Genomic DNA, 17,682 nt, shown 5'->3' with positions numbered 1-17,682 from the left:
ATCACCTATACAATCGTTTTTCGCAGTGAAGACGCCGGAATGTTTAACTGCTCTCTATATTTCGCTACCGTCCTGCGCGAAACAACAATTTCATGTTCTTCCTCTAACATTTTTGAAATCTTTTGATCTGAAAGTGGTTTTTTCTTATCTTCTTTTCCTACAAATTCTTGAATAAGCTGTTTCACTCTCTTTGTTGAAATTGCTTCATCTTCTGTTGTCGCTACTGCATTACTAAAGAATGATTTCATCTCAAATAAACCATATGGTGTTTGCACATATTTATTACGCGTTGCACGGCTGATTGTTGACTCATGGACACCTAATATCTCAGCTACCTCTTTTAATGCAAGCGGCTTTAAATATTGAGGACCATCCATAAAAAAGTCGCGCTGCTTTTCAATAATCACTTCCATTACTTTCAGAAGCGTTTGTTTTCTTTGTTTTAAACTGCGCATAATCCATTGTACATGCTGATATTTTTCAGATACATAAGAAGCGACGTCTCTTTCACTATTATGAAGGAGCTCACTATATTCTGAATGAATTTCAATCCTCGGCATATTACGTTCATTCATTTGAATCATCAAACGATTATCTTCTTTTTTCACCGCCATATCAGGAACGATGTACATCGGTTTTTCCGAAGAAAAAGCCAAACCTGGTTTCGGCTGCAGTGATGTAATAGCATGAACAGCTTGTTGCAATTCTTCTGTACTACATTTTAGAACATTTACTAACTTGCGCCAATCTTTCTTTACAAAATACGCAAAATGTTCATCCACAATCATTTCTGCTAATGTGTCCTTTTTTTGTAAGCGCTTTAATTGAATTGATAGACACTCTTGAATATTTCTTGCCGCTACCCCTGCTGGCTCTAACGATTGAACGAGTTCCATACATCTATTAACTTCTTCTACACATACCGATAATAACGCTGCTAATTCCTCATTTGTTTCTTGTAAATATCCGTTCTCATCCACATTTAAAATAATGAATGAGGCAATTTTTCTTTGTTCTTCATCTATTTTATAATACTGCAATTGATCAACTAAATGTTGTTGAATCGTTGTTGAATCTACACTATAAATTTCCATTTGATTCTCTGTTTGTTTACTTGTTGTTTTACTCTTTTTCTTCTCCCTGTCAAATCCACTCAACTCGATAAGGGGATTCTCCAGCGATTGCTCATACAAAAACTCCGTTAATTCCTGCACATTATACTGGAGCATTGTAATCGCTTGTCTTAACTCTTGCGTCATTGCCAAACGTAAACTTTGTTCTTGTAAAAGACTTGCTTTCAACCTAATCTCCCCCTCACTTCTATTGTACAATAAGTTTCTCAAAAGGAGAATCCTTACCAAATACCAACATCCATATATTATTACTTCATATGTATTAATTAAGTTTATATATTACAACCAAAAAATAGTTGATACCGAAATAAAATGACTAAATTTTAAAAATAATCATACACTTTATACCACATACTAATAGTAACTCCTATTTCAAGAAATAACAATTAAAAAGAGTAATTTAAGTATAATGAAGTTTCGTTATACTTAAATTACTCTTTTTCTCCTGTATATTCTAAGAACTTCATAAACAAACTATTAAAAAACCCTAACTTCAAAATTGAAGTTAGGGTTTTTTTACGCGCCCAGAGGGATTCGAACCCCCGGCAGACGTGGTACCGGAAACCACCGCTCTATCCAACTGAGCTATGGGCGCATGAAATATATAATAATATCATGTACTTACAACCGCAAGAGACACTTTCTCGCTGCCTCGCGTAATGTTTATTATACGATATCTTCGTTTTGGAAGCAATTACTTCTTACATCGCAGTTTATAGAGCAATTCTTATCTTTCACTACAACTAGATACCGAGATGAAAAGACCATCCTTATATTACATGCATGTAATTTCACTTCTTCTATGCTCCCTTTCCTCCAACCTTATCCGTTCATACAATAAAGAAACGCCCGCGTCGATTGACGACGCAGGCGATATAACTCAGATTATCAGTAGTACATTCATAAATATCCGAAATGAATTATTTATGCAAATGATATGGAACCGTTGTAATCACGATATCTTTATGACGAATAAACCACATTCGTAAAAGAAGTGCACTCTGGTTATGTAATACATGATGCCACCATTTGTGTGGAATAAACTGCGGGATAATAATATGGATATGTCCCCCATTTTCTTGTTTCGCCTCTATTGTTTTAATAAGACGATTCAGCGGTTCAAGAAGAGAACGATATTTACTGCGAAGAACTACCAGCCTGCAAGGAGTTCCCCACTCTTTCCACTTCTTCTCCATTTTATCTATAGATTGCTCATCGAAACCAACGTATACAGCAATCGGATCAGCATCTAAGCTTTTCGCAAAGGAAATCGTATTGTTCACAACACGATGAACACCTGACACTAAAACAAGGGTGACTACCTTGCTTGCTTCTGGACGTATGCTTTGCGTATCAATGCGCAGTTCTTTTGCAATATCTTCATAATGCTTGTGAATAGCCATTGAAATAAAAATGATAATAGGCAATACAACTAATACAACCCAAGCGCCGCCTGTAAACTTTGTAACAGCGAAAATAACAGCGACTATTGATGTAATAACAGCACCAACCGTATTAATCGTAAGCTTAACTTTCCAATTCGGTCCTTTCACTCGTTTCCAGCGGCGCATCAAGCCAATTTGCGCTACTGTAAATGAAAGGAAAACACCGATTGCATACAACGGAATTAAAGCATTCGTATGTGCATGAAACGAGATAATCAAAATACATGCCAATGATGCTAATACAATAATTCCGTTTGAATACCCTAAACGGTCTCCGCGATTTGTCAAACTCCGAGGCAAAAATCCATCTGCTGCTACAATCGCAGCAAGCTGAGAAAATCCTGTAAATGTAGAATTTGCCGCTAAAATCAAAACAATAAACGTAAACCATATAATTAGTTGATATAAAATTCCATGTCCAAAATACATACCAGTCAACTGAGACAACATCGTGTTGTGCGGATCTGGCGTAATTCCCTTCACATACAGATGATACGAAAATCCTAACAGTGTCACAGCTGTGATCGTGCCTAAAGCAATATAAGTTCTAATTGCATTTTTTTGCTGTGGTTCTCTAAAAATAGGAACTGCATTCGAAATTGTCTCAATTCCTGTAAGCGCCGAACAAGCTGAGCTGAACGCTTTTAAAATCAATAAAGTTGTTAATCCCTCTGGAACCGTTCCAAAGGACGGTGTAGTTGATTGGGTAAATCCATGACGAAATTCATCAAAAAAGCCGGTAAAAATTAAAATTAACATACAAACCATAAAACCGAATGTCGGCCAAGCAAAAACGCGGGCTGATTCTGCTACTCCTCGCAAGTTCACAAGTACTAAGAGAAACACACACAAAATAGCCAAAATCGTTTCATAAGGAGTAACTACAGGATAAGCAGATGAAATAGCTTCTATAGCTGCAGATACAGATACAGCCACGGTCAACACGTAATCAACGAGCAACGAACTAGAAGCAACGAGAGAAACCCATCGCGGCTTGAAGTTATCTTTTGCAATCGCATAAGCTCCGCCGCCGTTTGGATATGCCAAAATCCCCATAATATACGATACAATCAAAATTGCCAAAAGAACGATAGTAGAAATTGTAATAGGCAAGATCAGCCATTTGGCATCAGGACCAAGCCCTGCAAGCTCTGTCATTCCTGATTCAGGTCCATATGCAACGGATGAATACAAATCCGCTGAAAGGATAGGCAGTGCAATCAACCAAAATAACTTGTTATGGTGCGCATGAAGCTCTGATGTTCGCATAGGACGACCAATTAAAAATCGCTTCACACTACTAAAATTGCTTGCAGAAAACCAAATTGCAACTAACGCTAGTATGATTAATACTGCTTCCAACCATCTAACTAAAGTATGATGATCCATAACTTTTTCTCCTTTTAATTGCTATTTTTTCATTCTCCTTATTTTAATTGATACGTAATATTTTGAACAACAAAATCTAAACTATGTAGCTTTCGAAAATATCTACAATAGAAAATCTACAATCAACATTTAGAAACTTATTATATATAATACGAAAAACCCGCTAGCTTCATGCTAACGGGCTGCATAATGGTGGATAGAAGAACTAAATTCTTCTATTCCTTATTATTGAATATCTCCTCCATCATTATCCATGTTATTTTTCTTGTATTTTTTAAAATTAAAAATGATACGCTTTCGAAGAACCCTAAAATTGGTAATTATATTTCAGTGCCTATTCACAAACTCTAATGATTGAAATCAAATCCAACCAGAGGAGGAATTACATTATGACTGTAATTACAAAACTTAAACAAACTGTTTCAGGATTAAAAAGTGCACAAGCAAGCTTAGAAGGATTCGCTCTTGATACTGATAACCAACAAGCGAAGCAATTATTCCAAAGTGCAGCTCAACAAACACAATCAATTATTGAGTCTTTATCTCCGCGTGTTCAAGAAGTTGAACAAGAAGAGCCTCAATATACACAGCAATAACAACATAAGAAAAATTAGTCATCCACAAGCCAGTATACCGACAAAACAGAATGATACTTATCAATGTATGCCTACACACATAGGCTAGCTCATTATTATATGTATACTTTCTGATTAGCTGAAAAAAGGGTGATACAATATCATCCTTTTTTCAAATCCAATTACATAAAGCAATAGAAATGGAATGATACCATGCGAAAATTCAGAACAATCTCCTTGTTATTCCTTCTCTTATTCGGTTTCCTATGCGGATGTCACAGTCCATTAGATAAACAAGTAAAGCAAGAATCAACAAAAAAAATAAATAAAACAGATGCGAAACTAACAAGGGTAAACATAGAATCCATTGATCAATCAGCAGCGAATGAAGCGAAAAATAAGATTCTTACTATGGATGAAATACTTGAAGTAAAAGCTGTTAATTTCAATAACGAACTTTATGTAGCTGTTAAACCAAAGCATCGTGAACGCTTTCAACTAAAGAAACTACGAAAAGAAATAAAACAAACATTAAAAAAGATGTATCCTAATGCAAAAATTTATGTAAGTACGGATAAAAAAATTTTCATGTTACTCGATAAGTTAGATACCAAGATTAAAAATAAAGAATTAGATAAAGAGGAAGTAAAAAAACAACTAAAAATAGTGAAAAAAGAAATGCATTCCAATACGTAATGATACTTTTCAAAACAGAAAAGGAAGGATTCATATGTCAAAGAGAAATAAAGATTTAACACCAGCACAGCAAGAGTATAAACAATTTGAAAAGCAGCGTGAACCGAAACGGCCTGTTCTAAAAAATTGTATAAAAGCTTTTTTTGTCGGCGGGTTTATTTGCTTAATCGGTCAACTTATTTCTACGTTTTATATTACGTATTTCGATTTCACTGAAAGGTCAGCAGGTAATCCAACTGTAGCTACAATGATTTTTATTTCCATGCTCCTAACAGGCTTTGGTGTGTACGATCGATTCGCTCAGTTTGGCGGGGCTGGGACAGCTGTTCCTGTTACCGGCTTTGGAAATTCAGTCATCGCAGCTTGTATTGAACACCGTACAGAAGGCTTTGTTCTTGGGGTAGGCGGGAATATGTTTAAGTTAGCAGGATCCGTTATTTTATTTGGTGTATTTTCCGCTTTTGTCATCGCACTTATTAAAACCATTTTAGTTCAATGGGGAGGGTTTTAAATGTTACAAGGTCACCGAACATGGATATTTGAAAATAAGCCGGTGATTATATCAACTGGTGTCATTGGCGGACCATTTGAAGCGAACGGAAACATCCCTGAAGATTTCGATACATTGCACGATAATTTATGGTTAGGACAAGACTCCTATGAAAAAGCACATCGAATTTTATTTGAAGAAGCTTGCAGCAGAGCAACAGAAAAAGCAAAACTGCGTAAAGAAGATATTCAATTTATTCTAGCAGGGGATCTTATCAATCAAATCACTCCCTCAAGTTTTGCCTCCCGAACACTCGGCGCTCCTTATCTTGGATTGTTTGGAGCTTGTTCTACTTCAATGGAAGGCCTTGCTTTAGGGGCAAGTATTATAAATGGAAAAGGGGCGAAATACTTATTAACAGGAGCTTCTAGCCATAATACCGCTGTTGAAAAGCAATTCCGATATCCAACTGAATACGGAGGACAAAAGCCCCCTACCGCTCAGTGGACAGTAACTGGAGCAGGGGCTGCTCTATTAAGTGATCAAGGAGACGGACCTTGCGTTACGTCAGCAACAATTGGACGAGTTATTGATATGGGTTTATCAGATCCATTTAATATGGGAGGTGCCATGGCGCCCGCTGCTGTCGATACAATAGAAGCACATTTAAGAGAACGACAAATTGATGCATCCTACTACGACTTAATTGTAACAGGTGATCTCGGTCACGTAGGACGCGAAATTGCCTTTGACTTACTGCGTAAGCAAGGAACATCTATAACAAGCGAACAGTTTCAAGATTGCGGATTACTCATTTATAGGGAAGATCAACCGATTTTAGCAGGAGCAAGCGGACCAGGCTGTTCAGCAACTGTCGTGTACGGGCATTTATTAAATCGAATGAAAAAAGGGGAATTTAACAAAATACTCGTAGTCGCTACCGGTGCTTTACTTTCCCCATTAACTTTCCAGCAGCAAGAAACAATTCCTTGTATCGCCCATGCAGTATCCATTGAAGTTGGAGGTGTACAATAAATGATCTATTTTTGGGCTTTCGTAATTGGTGGCGCCATTTGTGTGATTGGTCAAATTATGTTTGATGTCTTTAAACTTACTCCCGCTCATACAATGTCAACGCTTGTTGTCGTCGGTGCCATATTAGACGGATTCAATTTGTATGAACCGTTAATTGATTTTGCTGGAGCAGGTGCAACAGTTCCTATTACAAGCTTCGGTAACGCCCTTGTTCACGGTGCGCTGGCAGAAGCGGATAAGCATGGCATCATTGGAGTTATAACAGGAATGTTTACAGTAACAAGCGCTGGTATATCTGCCGCGATTATCTTCGGTTTTATCGGAGCTTTATTATTTAAACCAAAAGGATAAGAGGTGTTCTCATGACCGTTGTTGCTAGTGTAAAAACATGCCTTGCCAGCTTAAAAGGCGCACAGGCAAGTTTAAGTACACTTTCACAAAACGCTGCTGACGAAGAAGCGAAACGCGTTTTTCACGAATGCATGCTAGAAATGGATAGTGTAATCGCTGATTTACAAAGGCGAGTTTCAGCATTGGAACTAGAAGAACCACAATATAAAGGATTTTAAGAAGACTGGAGGGACTTTATATGCCTAACATTCACATACCAGAATGGCCGCTTGTCATTATACGTTCTTTATGTGTCTTAGTTGTTTTATTCGCCATTACGAAATGGCTTGGCAAAAGACAAATCTCTCAACTTTCCTTTTTTGAATACATAGCCGGTATGACGATTGGTGATATCGCTGCAGAAGTATCGACAGGGTTGGAACAAAACTTCTTCCACGGTATTTCTAGTATGATGGTTTTTGCTGTCATACCTTTTTTCGCAGGACTGATTTCCTTAAAAAATAAGACGGTACGAGATTTTTTTGAAGGTAAATCCACTATTTTTATAAAAGATGGCAAAGTACTCGAAGATAATTTAAAAAAGGAAAAATATACAAGTGATGAACTACTAGAGCTTCTTCGAAAAAAAGATGTCTTTAACATAGGTGATGTTGAATACGCTGTACTAGAACCAAGCGGGGAATTAAACGTTTTACTAAAGAAAGACAGACAACCACTAACTGCAAAAGACGTCGGCTTAAAATTACCAAATGAAAAAGAAACACACACAGTCATTATGGATGGAAACATAATAGATGAACCTCTTTCAGCAAGCGGTCATAACCGAGCTTGGCTTCGTACTGAACTCGAAAAAATTGGGGTTGCACTAGATAATGTTTTCATCGGACAAGTCGATTCTTACGGACAACTAACTGTCGACATATACAACGATAAAATCCAAATGCCTTCTCCTCAAGACAAACCATTATTACTTGCTTCCTTAAAAAAGTGTCATGCTGATCTCGAACTATTTTCTTTAGAAACGAAATCAAATGCTGCTAGCAGCATGTATGCAAATAATGCAAAGAAGATAGAAGAAATTTTAAATAAGGTAACGTATCTACTTAAAGAGTAGTACAAAAAAGAACGCTTATATATGTGATGGCGTTCTTTTTTTGTAGCAGTCTTTCTCCATGTTTGATATGTTTAAATTCATACAATTCGGTTATGATGATGAAGGTATAGAAGAAGGGAATTCCTTATCAGTAGCGAATTAACATGATACACCTACATATTTTTTAAACTGAAGTGGTTTCGTTTGACCTTTATTGACCATAATTGTATTATAAAACTAACAAATGTGTTAAAGGAGGAAGTTACACATGAATTTAATTCCTACAGTTATTGAACAAACAAATCGCGGGGAACGTGCTTACGACATTTACTCTCGTTTATTAAAAGACCGCATCATTATGCTTGGCAGCGCAATTGATGACAACGTAGCAAACTCTATCGTTTCTCAGCTTTTATTCTTAGAATCACAAGACCCAGAAAAAGATATTCATATATATATCAACAGTCCTGGTGGCTCTATTACAGCAGGTATGGCAATTTACGATACAATGCAATTCATTAAACCAAAAGTATCTACAATTTGCATCGGTATGGCTGCATCTATGGGTGCTTTCCTACTTGCTGCTGGTGAAAAAGGAAAGCGTTTCGCTCTTCCAAACAGTGAAGTTATGATTCACCAACCACTTGGCGGTGCACAAGGACAAGCGACAGAAATCGAAATCGCTGCAAAACGCATCCTATTCTTGCGTGATAAATTAAACAAAATTCTTTCTGAACGTACAGGTCAAGATTTAGAAGTAATCGAGCGCGACACAGAGCGTGACAACTTCATGACAGCAGATAAAGCACTAGAATACGGCTTAATCGACAAGATCTTTACAAATCGCTAAGATCACGCGTATATAAAAAGAGCTATCGCACATTCGCGATAGCTCTTTTTCATATATCGGCGCTTCGACACGGGATAAAGTGAAACTTCCATCAGTGACGCTTTTCTCACTGATGGAAGTTTCACCAATCGGGCTTTTACGGGCAGTTTTCTTCCCCGCTCTTCTCCAGCCTTTACTACCCGCGAATAGCGGGATAAAGACCCTTCGACGACGTTCAACATACGAGTAGTACAGCCACTGAAACTTGATTCACAATAAAAAAAGCTATCGCGCACTCGCGATAGCTCTTTTTATTGTTCCTTTTGCACATAAGCCACAAGCGCTTCTAATGCTGCTGTTTCATCTGATCCTTCTGTAGTAATTGTAACTTTGCATCCAGTCCCGATTGCTAAGCTCATAATCCCCATAATGCTCTTAGCATTGACCGTTTTTCCGTCTTTCTCCATAAAAATATCGGCTTGAAAACGATTTGCTTCTTGTACAAACAACGCTGCCGGACGTGCTTGCAATCCAGCTTTCAACAACACCTCTACCTGTTTTTGAACCACAGCTCTATTCCCCTTTATCTTTTATTTTTTTACAACCGCTTCCCCAGCACGTAATTTATCAGCAATATCATCGATTTTACGCAAACGATGGTTGATACCCGATTTACTAATGTTCCCCCCGGATACCATTTCTCCCAATTCTTTCAATGTAACATCTTGATAATTGATACGCAGTTCTGCAATTTCACGTAATTTATCTGGTAAAAAATCCAAACCAACTGTTTCATCAATATAACGAATATTTTCAATTTGCCTTAATGCTGCACCAATCGTTTTATTTAAGTTTGCTGTTTCACAGTTCACAAGACGATTTACAGAATTACGCATATCGCGCACAATGCGAATATCTTCAAACCTTAAAAGGGCATTATGAGCACCAATAATATTTAAGAATTCGGTAATCTTTTCCGCTTCCTTTAAATACGTAATATACCCTTTTCGCCTTTCTAACGTTTTACTATTTAATGCAAACTCGTTCATAAGTTCACATATCGCATCATTATGTTCTTTGTATAACGAGAAAACCTCTAAATGATATGATGATGTTTCCGGATTATTAACAGAACCACCAGCTAAAAACGCACCGCGTAAATATGAACGTTTACAACACTTTTTCTCAATTAATTCTTGTGAAATATCACGAATGAACGAAAAGTCCTCTCGTACAATATGCAAATCCGATAAAATCTCACGTGCTTTTTCGACTAAACGAACGATATACACATTATTTTTCTTTAGGCGCATTTTCTTACGTACAAGCAACTCAACTGTAACGTTATACCCTTTTTTCAATAATGTATAAATTCTTCGAGCAATCGCTGCATTTTCCGTTTGAATATCAATGATTACACGGCGATTTGAAAAGGAGAGTGAACCGTTCATCCGAAGTAATGCTGATAACTCTGCCCTCTCACAGCATCCCTTCATTTCAAGCTTTGTCAGCTCTTTTTTTGTTTCTGATGCAAATGACAACCATTTCACCTCCTGACAAAATATAAAATCATAATTATTTTCATGCCCTAAATGAATTTGTAGCGTTACTTCAAAGAAGTAACGCCTTCACCATGTAAGCTCATTCACTATTCCTTCAAGCTTACAATTTATATTAACGAATGTAAAATCGAAGCTAGTTTTACTGTATCATGACGTACAACTTGATCATCATACTTTACTAAACGATCTTTAATCAGATTAATATTTTGCGCTTTAAAATGTCTTTCATCAATTACAACTGGCTCCGACATTTCTTCTGCATAACGTCCTAATAATTCAACTGGAATTGGTTCATCGTTTACTATTGTTATATCAATAAACGCTTCTCCAAGATGATCATGCAATGCTTTCACATGATCAAACGCTGTATATCCCATTGTTTCACCAGCTTGGGTCATTACATTACAGACATATACTTTCTTCGCTTTTGCGCGAAGGACTGCATCGCCAATCTTTTTCACCATTAAATTCGGCAAAATACTTGTATATAGACTACCTGGCCCAAATACAAGTAAATCAGCTCTTTGAATTTCCATTAATGTTTCATGAAGCGGTTCTACTTCCCCTGGTGTTAAAAAGACACGGTTAATTTTTTTGCCGGAATACGGAATTTTAGATTCCCCGCTTACAATTTGTCCATCTTCCAATTTCGCATGCAAAACAACACTTTGATTCGCAGCCGGAAGTACACGTCCCCTTACATTTAACACTTTACTTGTCTCCGTAATAGCATGAAAGAAATCGCCCGTAATAGCTGTCATTCCAGCTAACAATAAATTACCAAGCGCATGCCCCGTTAATCCTTCTCCCGATGTAAAACGATGTTGGAATAACGCCTCGACAAGAGGCTCCACATCAGACAACGCAACAAGTACGTTGCGGATGTCTCCAGGAGGTGGGATTTCTAACTCATCACGAAGTCTTCCAGAACTTCCCCCATCATCAGCAACCGTTACAATTGCTGTAATATCAACAGGATACTTTTTTAAACCGCGCAGTAAAACGGATAGGCCAGTTCCGCCCCCCATAATAACGATTTTCGGTTTTCTCTCTTTTCCCATCGCTTAATGTCCCTTTCTCTTCTCCACATCACGATGAGATACATGAGTTGGACAATCTTGCTTCAAATGTTTCGTCAAATATTCTGCAAGCGTAACGGATCGATGTTGTCCTCCTGTACATCCAATTGCAATGACAAGTTGACTTTTTCCTTCCCGCTTATAATGGGGAAGCATAAAGGAAATAAGGTCTGTTAACTTCTCAAGAAATTTATGCGTTTCATTAAACTTCAGCACATAGGACGATACTTCCTCATCAAGACCTGTTAACGGCTTCATGTGTGGAATGTAGTATGGATTCGGTAAAAAACGAACATCAAATACTAAATCAGCATCAATTGGAATACCATATTTAAATCCAAATGACATCACATTCACACGAAATGCTTGCTCACTCTCAGTTGAGAATAATTGAACAATCTTTTCTCTTAACTCTTTCGGTTTTAAGTCTGACGTATCAAGTACAATATTCGCGCGTGCCTTCATATCTGTTAACAGCGTACGCTCTGCTTCTATTCCTTTTAACGGAAGACCTGTTGGAGCAAGTGGATGTGAACGCCTTGTTTCTTTATAACGAGTTACAAGCGTGCTATCTTTTGCATCTAAAAATAAAATATGAGGAATAATCCATGTGCGCTCTGTTAAATCATCAAGCGCTCCCCATAAGTGATCAAAAAACTCTCGGCCACGCAAATCGATACCGAGCGCTACTTTATTCATTTTCCCTTTCGAATCTGCCATTAATTCAACAAACTTCGGCAACAACATGGGCGGTAAATTATCCACACAAAAATATCCTAAATCCTCAAAGCTCTGCAGGGCAACTGTCTTTCCTGCTCCGGACATTCCTGTAATAATGACCATTTTAATATCATTATGTGCGTCCATCATATCCCCCCCTTATGGTTTAGCTCGGATCTAATCGATACGAAAGTAATTCAAAATTTGGTGTATATACAAATGTACCGTAAATAATACCATTTCCTTTAATTAAATAATCAATAATATGATAATCTCCTGGCGCCATTGGTAGCTCATCAATCTTATCAATTGTATGCCAGCCTATTATCCCTTCTTCGCTTTGCAATTTATTTTCTCCTGCAAAATCTGTAGCTAAGAAGGAAAACATCATCCATTCAGAAACAACCTTATCTCCTTCTTGGATCACGAAAGTAAAGACACCTTTTAATGTTGGATTTTTTAAATAAATACCCGTTTCTTCGCGATATTCACGAACAACCGACTCTCTTACTGTTTCGCCGCGCTCCATCTTTCCACCTGGAGCAACCCACCAATTTCGACGAGGCTTTTGTAATAGGAGCACTTCATTATCCTTGATTAACACACAGTTTGTCACTCTTTGCAAGCTTCTCACCTCAGCTACTTATAACAGGGAAATCCCTATTATATACTCACTTCATTATACTATCAAATACAGTTTGTCACAATGAAGGAACGCCCGGCCCATGACAAATAAAAAGGATGATGGGAGACTATTCCCATCATCCTTCAGTGAAAAACAAAGTGAAACTTCCTTTCATGAACGCTTTTTTCATGAAAGGTTAGTTGAACTACTCGGGCTTTTATGTGCAGGTGGCAGACACCAGGAAGAGATCTTGTACAATTATTGATCATCCACAATAATATATGCTGTTCTTATTGGTCCATGTACACCTACGACAAGATTCATTTCAATATCTGCACTGTTAGATGGACCAGAAATGAAGTTCAAACAGGCTGGGATTTTTTCACCCTCCATATTTTGATTATGAATCATCTTTGTAGCTTGTGTTAACCTTGGCACAATCGTACTTTTCGGGACAATTGCGATATATGATTCAGGAAGAAGACTAACGTGCCGCCCTTTTATACCCTCATTAAATAAAACGACAGTTCCTGATTCAGCAAGAGTGATATCACTGAACGTAATTCCAACATCAGCTGTTTTTGCAAATTCGATACTCTCCTCTTTATGATCTAAATCCCATTTATGGAAATGTATTTCCCCTTCATTTGTAAAAAATCTACTCAGATCATATTCATCAAACCGTTCATCATAAGAATAAATAACAGATCTGATATTCCATTCTTTCATAAAAGATTGTAACGTTTCAACAAGATGAGCCTTTGTTGTCCGCAGCACTTCTGTATGAATATCTTTACATTGCTCAACTAACTTCGATATAAGTTCATCTTGTGTTAATCCGTCAAAAACGCTCAATTGCGGAGAAAAAGACCAGATTGGTTTTTCTACTTTTTCCGGACGTGTTCTTCCTAATCTCCCTGATAATTTAGATAAAAATTCCTCACGATTTTGAATAGCCATTATTTCTCCTCCCTTGACCGTTTTTCAAACCAATCTCTAAATGGTTGTTTTTTCGGAGCCGGGAAGTCTCTTGCTTCTGTCCAAGCTTTTAACGGCCCTACCCCGCGTTCAATTTTATCTCCTTTTATAAAAGGCTTTAATGCGTACGGAGCTGTCCTCGCCGCGAGGGAGAACGACCTCGAGCTATTCGCCACTTTTTCAAAACCTTTCATAGCCATATCCCAAGCTAAAGGAGACTTCTTCGCCTCTTCCACAATCTGTCGGCGATGTCGAATTAATAATTCGTGTAAAGGTATTTTTACCGGACATGCTTCCGTACAAGCACCACAAAGGCTAGATGCATAAGGCAAGTCCTTATACTCATCATACCCGCCTAAAAGCGGCGTCAATACGGCACCGATCGGGCCTGGATAGATTGAGCCGTATGCATGACCTCCGATATGACGATATACTGGACATACATTAATACATGCCGCGCAACGAATACATTGAAGGACACTTTGGAATTCTGTTCCTAAAATATTGGAACGCCCATTATCAACAATCACTAAATGAAATTCCTCAGGTCCATCTGTCCCTCCAGGTTCCGTTAAGCCTGTAATATAACTTGTTAATTTTTGCCCTACAGAACTTCGGCACAGGAGTGTTACTAACACATCTAGCTCCTCCCATGTGGGGACAATCCGTTCCATCCCCATAACGGTAATTAACGTTTTCGGAATGGTTGTAACTAACCTCGCATTCCCTTCATTTGCTACAATAGAAACAGACCCGGACTCTGCAACAGCAAAATTACATCCAGTCACCCCTACATCCGCTGTTAAAAAATCATTACGCAAATAGTTCCGTACAAACCTCGCCATTTTTTCAGGATCAGCTGGTCCGGTATACCCTATTTTTTCTTTAAACAACTCGCAAATACTTTCTTTATCTTTATGAAGACAAGGAACAACAATATGTGATGGCGGATCATGGTCATTAATTTGTAAAATAAATTCTGCAAGGTCCGTTTCTAGTACTTCCCCGCCAACTTCTTCAATTGCTTCATTTAGACTGATTTCTTCCGTTACCATAGATTTTGATTTCACAATTTTTTTCGCGTTTTTCTTTTTTATAATACCTTTTACATATTCCCTTGCCTCTTCAGCAGTCTCTGCGAAATAAACAAAGCCCCCGCTTTTTTCAACATTTTCACTGAGTTGATATAAATAATAATCAAGGTTTTCTAATGTATGCTTTCGAATCTCTTCTCCTAAAGATCGCCATTCTTCCCAATTCCCAAGACTCTCAGTTGCTTTTAGTTTCTTACCCCTAAGGCCGTCTTGCGCTTTCGCAACAGCCCTTCTCATGAATTGATCACCAACGGCCGTTTCAGTACGTTTATGAAAGGGATCGTTTCCAATTTTCATTCCCATTTTTATATCCCCTTTCTATCTTCATTTAATACTTGCGCAATATGCTTTACCTCAATGGGATAACCATTACGTGTCAATCGACCTTTTATATTCATTAAACAACTGCAATCCATTCCGATTAACACTTCCGCACCTGTTTCCATAATATGTTTCACTTTTTCATCAACCATTTGCTCTGAGATTTCTGCCATCTTCACTGAGAATGTACCGCCGAATCCACAGCAATCATAATTGTGTGATAATGGAACGACTTCCAACCCTTTTACATGTTTTAATAACTTTTGAGGAGGTTCTTTAATACCCATTAACCGGCTCATATGACAAGATGTATGAACAGTTGCTTTTTTATGAAGTTCCGCACCTAAATCTTCCTTACCTAACACTTCTACAAGAAATTGTGTAAATTCATATGTTTTATTTGCAAGTTCGGTAGCTTTTTGCTTCCATTCTGTTTCACTTCCAGAAAATAAGCTTGAAAACTCGTGAACCATCAGGACACAAGACCCGGATGGTGCCACAACATACTCTGAACCGGCAAATGCTTCAATCATATGTTTTGCAGCTGTTTTCGTTTCTTTTTGATAACCGCTATTATAAGCAGGTTGACCACAGCAGGTTTGATCTTTTGGAAAGTCGACTTCACAACCTAAATCTTCAAGAATTTCAACAACATCTTTTCCTACTTCTGGATAAAAAATATCTCCAAGACAAGTAATAAATACGGATACTTTCATATTGACACCTCCAAATAAGGTAAAATGGCGATCCCCATCCCTTCATGAATTAGGCGCCACCTAGCTTCTTTCTTTCGCAGAATCTTACTGCCCGTTAATGCGGGATAAAGTAGAAAAGCAAAGATAATCACTGTATGTTCAAGTAACCTTGTCAACCAATCTACCTTTTTGTATTTTTAGTAAAAAACATAAAAAATATGAATAAAAATGGAAAGTAATTGCAATAAAGTGAAACTTCCATTCGAAAGTGCTTTTCCTTCGAATGGTTAGTTGAACCAATCAGGTTCTTACTGTCCGCGAATAGCAGGATAAAAAAATAAGTGATTAAGGGCTGTCCCTCAATCACTTATTTCTTACTAAAATAAACGTAATAATAGAACTTACAATCGACATACCGCCTGTTGGAATACTAGGAAACACCACTGCAATTGACCCAATAACGAGCTCGATAACAATTAAAGTGCTAAAATCCTATATCACAAAAAAGAAGCCATCTCAATAAAGATAGCTTCTCTTCCTTGTTCATTATTTCCCTGCTTTTAATTCTTCTAATAGTTCTTCCACATAATGCTGTGCACTTTGCGCTGCAATACTTCCATCACCAGTTGCTGTTACAATTTGACGAAGCATTTTTTCGCGAATATCACCAGCTGCGAAAATACCAGGAACTTTCGTTTCCATACGTTCATTTGTTTCAATATAACCATTTTCATTTGTAATACCTAGCTCTGCAAATGGTTTAGAAAGTGGCAGCATACCGATATAGATAAATGCGCCATCTGTTTTAAACTCTTGCTCTTCACCGCTGTTTACATCCACAAGTGTTACGCTGCCTACTTTTCCGTTTGCTTCGTTAATTTCTTTTACAGTATGATTCCAAATGAAATCAATTTTTTCATTTTGGAAAGCACGGTCCTGTAAAATCTTTTGTGCACGTAATTGATCACGACGGTGAACAATCGTTACCTTCGTTGCAAAGCGTGTTAAATACACACCTTCTTCAACAGCTGAATCGCCGCCACCAACAACAACAAGCTCTTTACCTTTAAAGAATGCACCGTCACATACAGCACAGTATGATACGCCGCGGCCGCCAAGTTCTTTCTCTCCCGGCACGCCAATTTTCTTATATTCTGCACCGCTCGCTACAATAATTGCACGTGCTTTATATTCTTTCTTTCCAGCGACAACTGTTTTATATTCTTTCCCATCAATAATTTGTTTCACATCACCATATGCGTATTCTGCACCAAATTTCTTCGCATGTTCAAACATTTTGTTTGATAAGTCCGGCCCTAAAATATGGTCATATCCTGGATAGTTTTCTACTTCTTCTGTATTTGCCATTTGTCCGCCCGGGATACCGCGTTCAAGCATCAACGTGCTTAAGTTCGCACGAGATGTATACACAGCTGCTGTCATCCCTGCTGGACCAGCTCCGATAATAATTACATCATAAATTTTTTCTTCTGCCATATCGTTCATCTCCTGTTCTTATCGCTCTTTTGATACCCTCATTATACTGTTCGAAACTAGTTTTTCCCAGTGATT

19 protein-coding genes and 1 tRNA gene are annotated in these 17,682 nt (G+C 37.8%); 8 read left to right on the top strand and 12 right to left on the bottom strand.

Annotated features, from left to right (window positions below):
* Window positions 1–5: 5 nt before the first annotated feature.
* The 3 genes from rpoN to WAX78_RS11145 form a co-directional block, all read right to left on the bottom strand.
* Complete coding sequence (rpoN, locus tag WAX78_RS11155) at window positions 6–1,301, bottom strand: RNA polymerase factor sigma-54 (RefSeq protein ID WP_336482334.1); 1,296 nt, start codon at window positions 1,299–1,301, stop codon at window positions 6–8.
* 351 nt (window positions 1,302–1,652) lie between these two features.
* A tRNA-Arg gene (locus WAX78_RS11150) sits at window positions 1,653–1,728 on the bottom strand.
* Window positions 1,729–2,053: 325 nt separating this feature from the next.
* Window positions 2,054–3,967: an APC family permease gene (locus WAX78_RS11145; RefSeq protein WP_336482333.1), complete on the bottom strand. Its 1,914-nt coding sequence runs from the start codon at window positions 3,965–3,967 to the stop codon at window positions 2,054–2,056.
* Window positions 3,968–4,356: 389 nt separating this feature from the next.
* Between WAX78_RS11145 and WAX78_RS11140 the strand changes: the two genes are divergently transcribed.
* The 8 genes from WAX78_RS11140 (at window position 4,357) to clpP (ending at window position 9,057) form a co-directional block, all read left to right on the top strand.
* Complete coding sequence (locus tag WAX78_RS11140) at window positions 4,357–4,563, top strand: DUF1657 domain-containing protein (protein WP_336482332.1); 207 nt, start codon at window positions 4,357–4,359, stop codon at window positions 4,561–4,563.
* A gap of 192 nt (window positions 4,564–4,755) precedes the next feature.
* Window positions 4,756–5,238 (top strand): YhcN/YlaJ family sporulation lipoprotein, encoded by a 483-nt coding sequence (locus WAX78_RS11135; RefSeq protein ID WP_336482331.1) that lies wholly within the window; start codon window positions 4,756–4,758, stop codon window positions 5,236–5,238.
* 34 nt (window positions 5,239–5,272) lie between these two features.
* Complete coding sequence (gene spoVAC / locus WAX78_RS11130; protein ID WP_336482330.1) at window positions 5,273–5,749, top strand: stage V sporulation protein AC; 477 nt, start codon at window positions 5,273–5,275, stop codon at window positions 5,747–5,749.
* Window positions 5,750–6,763, top strand: a complete 1,014-nt coding sequence (gene spoVAD / locus WAX78_RS11125; RefSeq protein ID WP_336482329.1) for a stage V sporulation protein AD — start codon at window positions 5,750–5,752, stop codon at window positions 6,761–6,763.
* Window positions 6,764–7,114 (top strand): stage V sporulation protein AE, encoded by a 351-nt coding sequence (gene spoVAE, locus WAX78_RS11120; RefSeq protein ID WP_336482328.1) that lies wholly within the window; start codon window positions 6,764–6,766, stop codon window positions 7,112–7,114.
* 11 nt (window positions 7,115–7,125) lie between these two features.
* Window positions 7,126–7,332, top strand: coding sequence for a DUF1657 domain-containing protein (locus WAX78_RS11115; protein WP_336482327.1), 207 nt, complete (start codon window positions 7,126–7,128; stop codon window positions 7,330–7,332).
* A 20-nt stretch (window positions 7,333–7,352) separates the two neighbouring features.
* On the top strand, window positions 7,353–8,228 hold the full coding sequence (locus WAX78_RS11110) for a DUF421 domain-containing protein (RefSeq protein WP_336482326.1): 876 nt from the start codon (window positions 7,353–7,355) through the stop codon (window positions 8,226–8,228).
* 247 nt (window positions 8,229–8,475) lie between these two features.
* Entirely contained in the window at window positions 8,476–9,057 is a 582-nt protein-coding gene (clpP, locus tag WAX78_RS11105) for an ATP-dependent Clp endopeptidase proteolytic subunit ClpP (protein ID WP_098308426.1), read from the top strand.
* A 290-nt stretch (window positions 9,058–9,347) separates the two neighbouring features.
* On the opposite strand, the gene WAX78_RS11100 is transcribed toward clpP, so the two are convergent.
* The 9 genes from WAX78_RS11100 to trxB form a co-directional block, all read right to left on the bottom strand.
* Window positions 9,348–9,605, bottom strand: coding sequence for an HPr family phosphocarrier protein (locus tag WAX78_RS11100; RefSeq protein ID WP_336482325.1), 258 nt, complete (start codon window positions 9,603–9,605; stop codon window positions 9,348–9,350).
* Between the two features lie 21 nt (window positions 9,606–9,626).
* Window positions 9,627–10,577: a DNA-binding protein WhiA gene (gene whiA / locus WAX78_RS11095; RefSeq protein ID WP_336482324.1), complete on the bottom strand. Its 951-nt coding sequence runs from the start codon at window positions 10,575–10,577 to the stop codon at window positions 9,627–9,629.
* A gap of 128 nt (window positions 10,578–10,705) precedes the next feature.
* Complete coding sequence (locus WAX78_RS11090) at window positions 10,706–11,659, bottom strand: gluconeogenesis factor YvcK family protein (RefSeq protein ID WP_336482323.1); 954 nt, start codon at window positions 11,657–11,659, stop codon at window positions 10,706–10,708.
* 3 nt (window positions 11,660–11,662) lie between these two features.
* Entirely contained in the window at window positions 11,663–12,544 is an 882-nt protein-coding gene (rapZ, locus tag WAX78_RS11085) for an RNase adapter RapZ (RefSeq protein ID WP_336482322.1), read from the bottom strand.
* Window positions 12,545–12,563: 19 nt separating this feature from the next.
* Entirely contained in the window at window positions 12,564–13,022 is a 459-nt protein-coding gene (locus WAX78_RS11080; RefSeq protein WP_336482321.1) for an NUDIX hydrolase, read from the bottom strand.
* Window positions 13,023–13,280: 258 nt separating this feature from the next.
* A complete protein-coding gene (locus tag WAX78_RS11075; RefSeq protein WP_336482320.1) occupies window positions 13,281–13,982 on the bottom strand; it encodes a LutC/YkgG family protein in 702 nt (233 codons plus the stop codon).
* The gene (locus WAX78_RS11070) at window positions 13,982–15,397 is read right to left on the bottom strand and encodes a LutB/LldF family L-lactate oxidation iron-sulfur protein (RefSeq protein WP_336482319.1); all 1,416 of its coding nucleotides are present in this window, start codon (window positions 15,395–15,397) and stop codon (window positions 13,982–13,984) included. Before WAX78_RS11070 ends, WAX78_RS11075 begins: the two co-directional genes overlap by 1 nt.
* 2 nt (window positions 15,398–15,399) lie before the next feature.
* Window positions 15,400–16,131, bottom strand: coding sequence for a (Fe-S)-binding protein (locus WAX78_RS11065; protein WP_336482318.1), 732 nt, complete (start codon window positions 16,129–16,131; stop codon window positions 15,400–15,402).
* Window positions 16,132–16,656: 525 nt separating this feature from the next.
* Complete coding sequence (trxB, locus tag WAX78_RS11060; RefSeq protein WP_336482317.1) at window positions 16,657–17,616, bottom strand: thioredoxin-disulfide reductase; 960 nt, start codon at window positions 17,614–17,616, stop codon at window positions 16,657–16,659.
* Window positions 17,617–17,682 lie beyond the last annotated feature (66 nt).

Source organism: Bacillus yunxiaonensis, from assembly GCF_037104695.1.
Classification (GTDB): Bacteria; Bacillota; Bacilli; order Bacillales; family Bacillaceae_G; genus Bacillus_A; species Bacillus_A yunxiaonensis.
This window is presented reverse-complemented; position numbering and strand designations above follow the sequence as displayed.

Excerpts from the sequence above, each read along its gene's own strand:
- WAX78_RS11145 (WP_336482333.1), bottom strand. The coding sequence starts at position 3,967 with ATGGATCATCATACTTTAGTTAGATGGTTGGAAGCAGTATTAATCATA.
- rapZ (WP_336482322.1), bottom strand. The coding sequence starts at position 12,544 with ATGGACGCACATAATGATATTAAAATGGTCATTATTACAGGAATGTCC.
- WAX78_RS11140 (WP_336482332.1), top strand. The coding sequence starts at position 4,357 with ATGACTGTAATTACAAAACTTAAACAAACTGTTTCAGGATTAAAAAGT.
- trxB (WP_336482317.1), bottom strand. The coding sequence starts at position 17,616 with ATGAACGATATGGCAGAAGAAAAAATTTATGATGTAATTATTATCGGA.
- WAX78_RS11075 (WP_336482320.1), bottom strand. The coding sequence starts at position 13,982 with ATGGCTATTCAAAATCGTGAGGAATTTTTATCTAAATTATCAGGGAGA.
- clpP (WP_098308426.1), top strand. The coding sequence starts at position 8,476 with ATGAATTTAATTCCTACAGTTATTGAACAAACAAATCGCGGGGAACGT.
- WAX78_RS11090 (WP_336482323.1), bottom strand. The coding sequence starts at position 11,659 with ATGGGAAAAGAGAGAAAACCGAAAATCGTTATTATGGGGGGCGGAACT.
- WAX78_RS11135 (WP_336482331.1), top strand. The coding sequence starts at position 4,756 with ATGCGAAAATTCAGAACAATCTCCTTGTTATTCCTTCTCTTATTCGGT.
- WAX78_RS11115 (WP_336482327.1), top strand. The coding sequence starts at position 7,126 with ATGACCGTTGTTGCTAGTGTAAAAACATGCCTTGCCAGCTTAAAAGGC.
- spoVAC (WP_336482330.1), top strand. The coding sequence starts at position 5,273 with ATGTCAAAGAGAAATAAAGATTTAACACCAGCACAGCAAGAGTATAAA.
- WAX78_RS11070 (WP_336482319.1), bottom strand. The coding sequence starts at position 15,397 with ATGGGAATGAAAATTGGAAACGATCCCTTTCATAAACGTACTGAAACG.
- spoVAD (WP_336482329.1), top strand. The coding sequence starts at position 5,750 with ATGTTACAAGGTCACCGAACATGGATATTTGAAAATAAGCCGGTGATT.
- spoVAE (WP_336482328.1), top strand. The coding sequence starts at position 6,764 with ATGATCTATTTTTGGGCTTTCGTAATTGGTGGCGCCATTTGTGTGATT.
- WAX78_RS11065 (WP_336482318.1), bottom strand. The coding sequence starts at position 16,131 with ATGAAAGTATCCGTATTTATTACTTGTCTTGGAGATATTTTTTATCCA.
- WAX78_RS11110 (WP_336482326.1), top strand. The coding sequence starts at position 7,353 with ATGCCTAACATTCACATACCAGAATGGCCGCTTGTCATTATACGTTCT.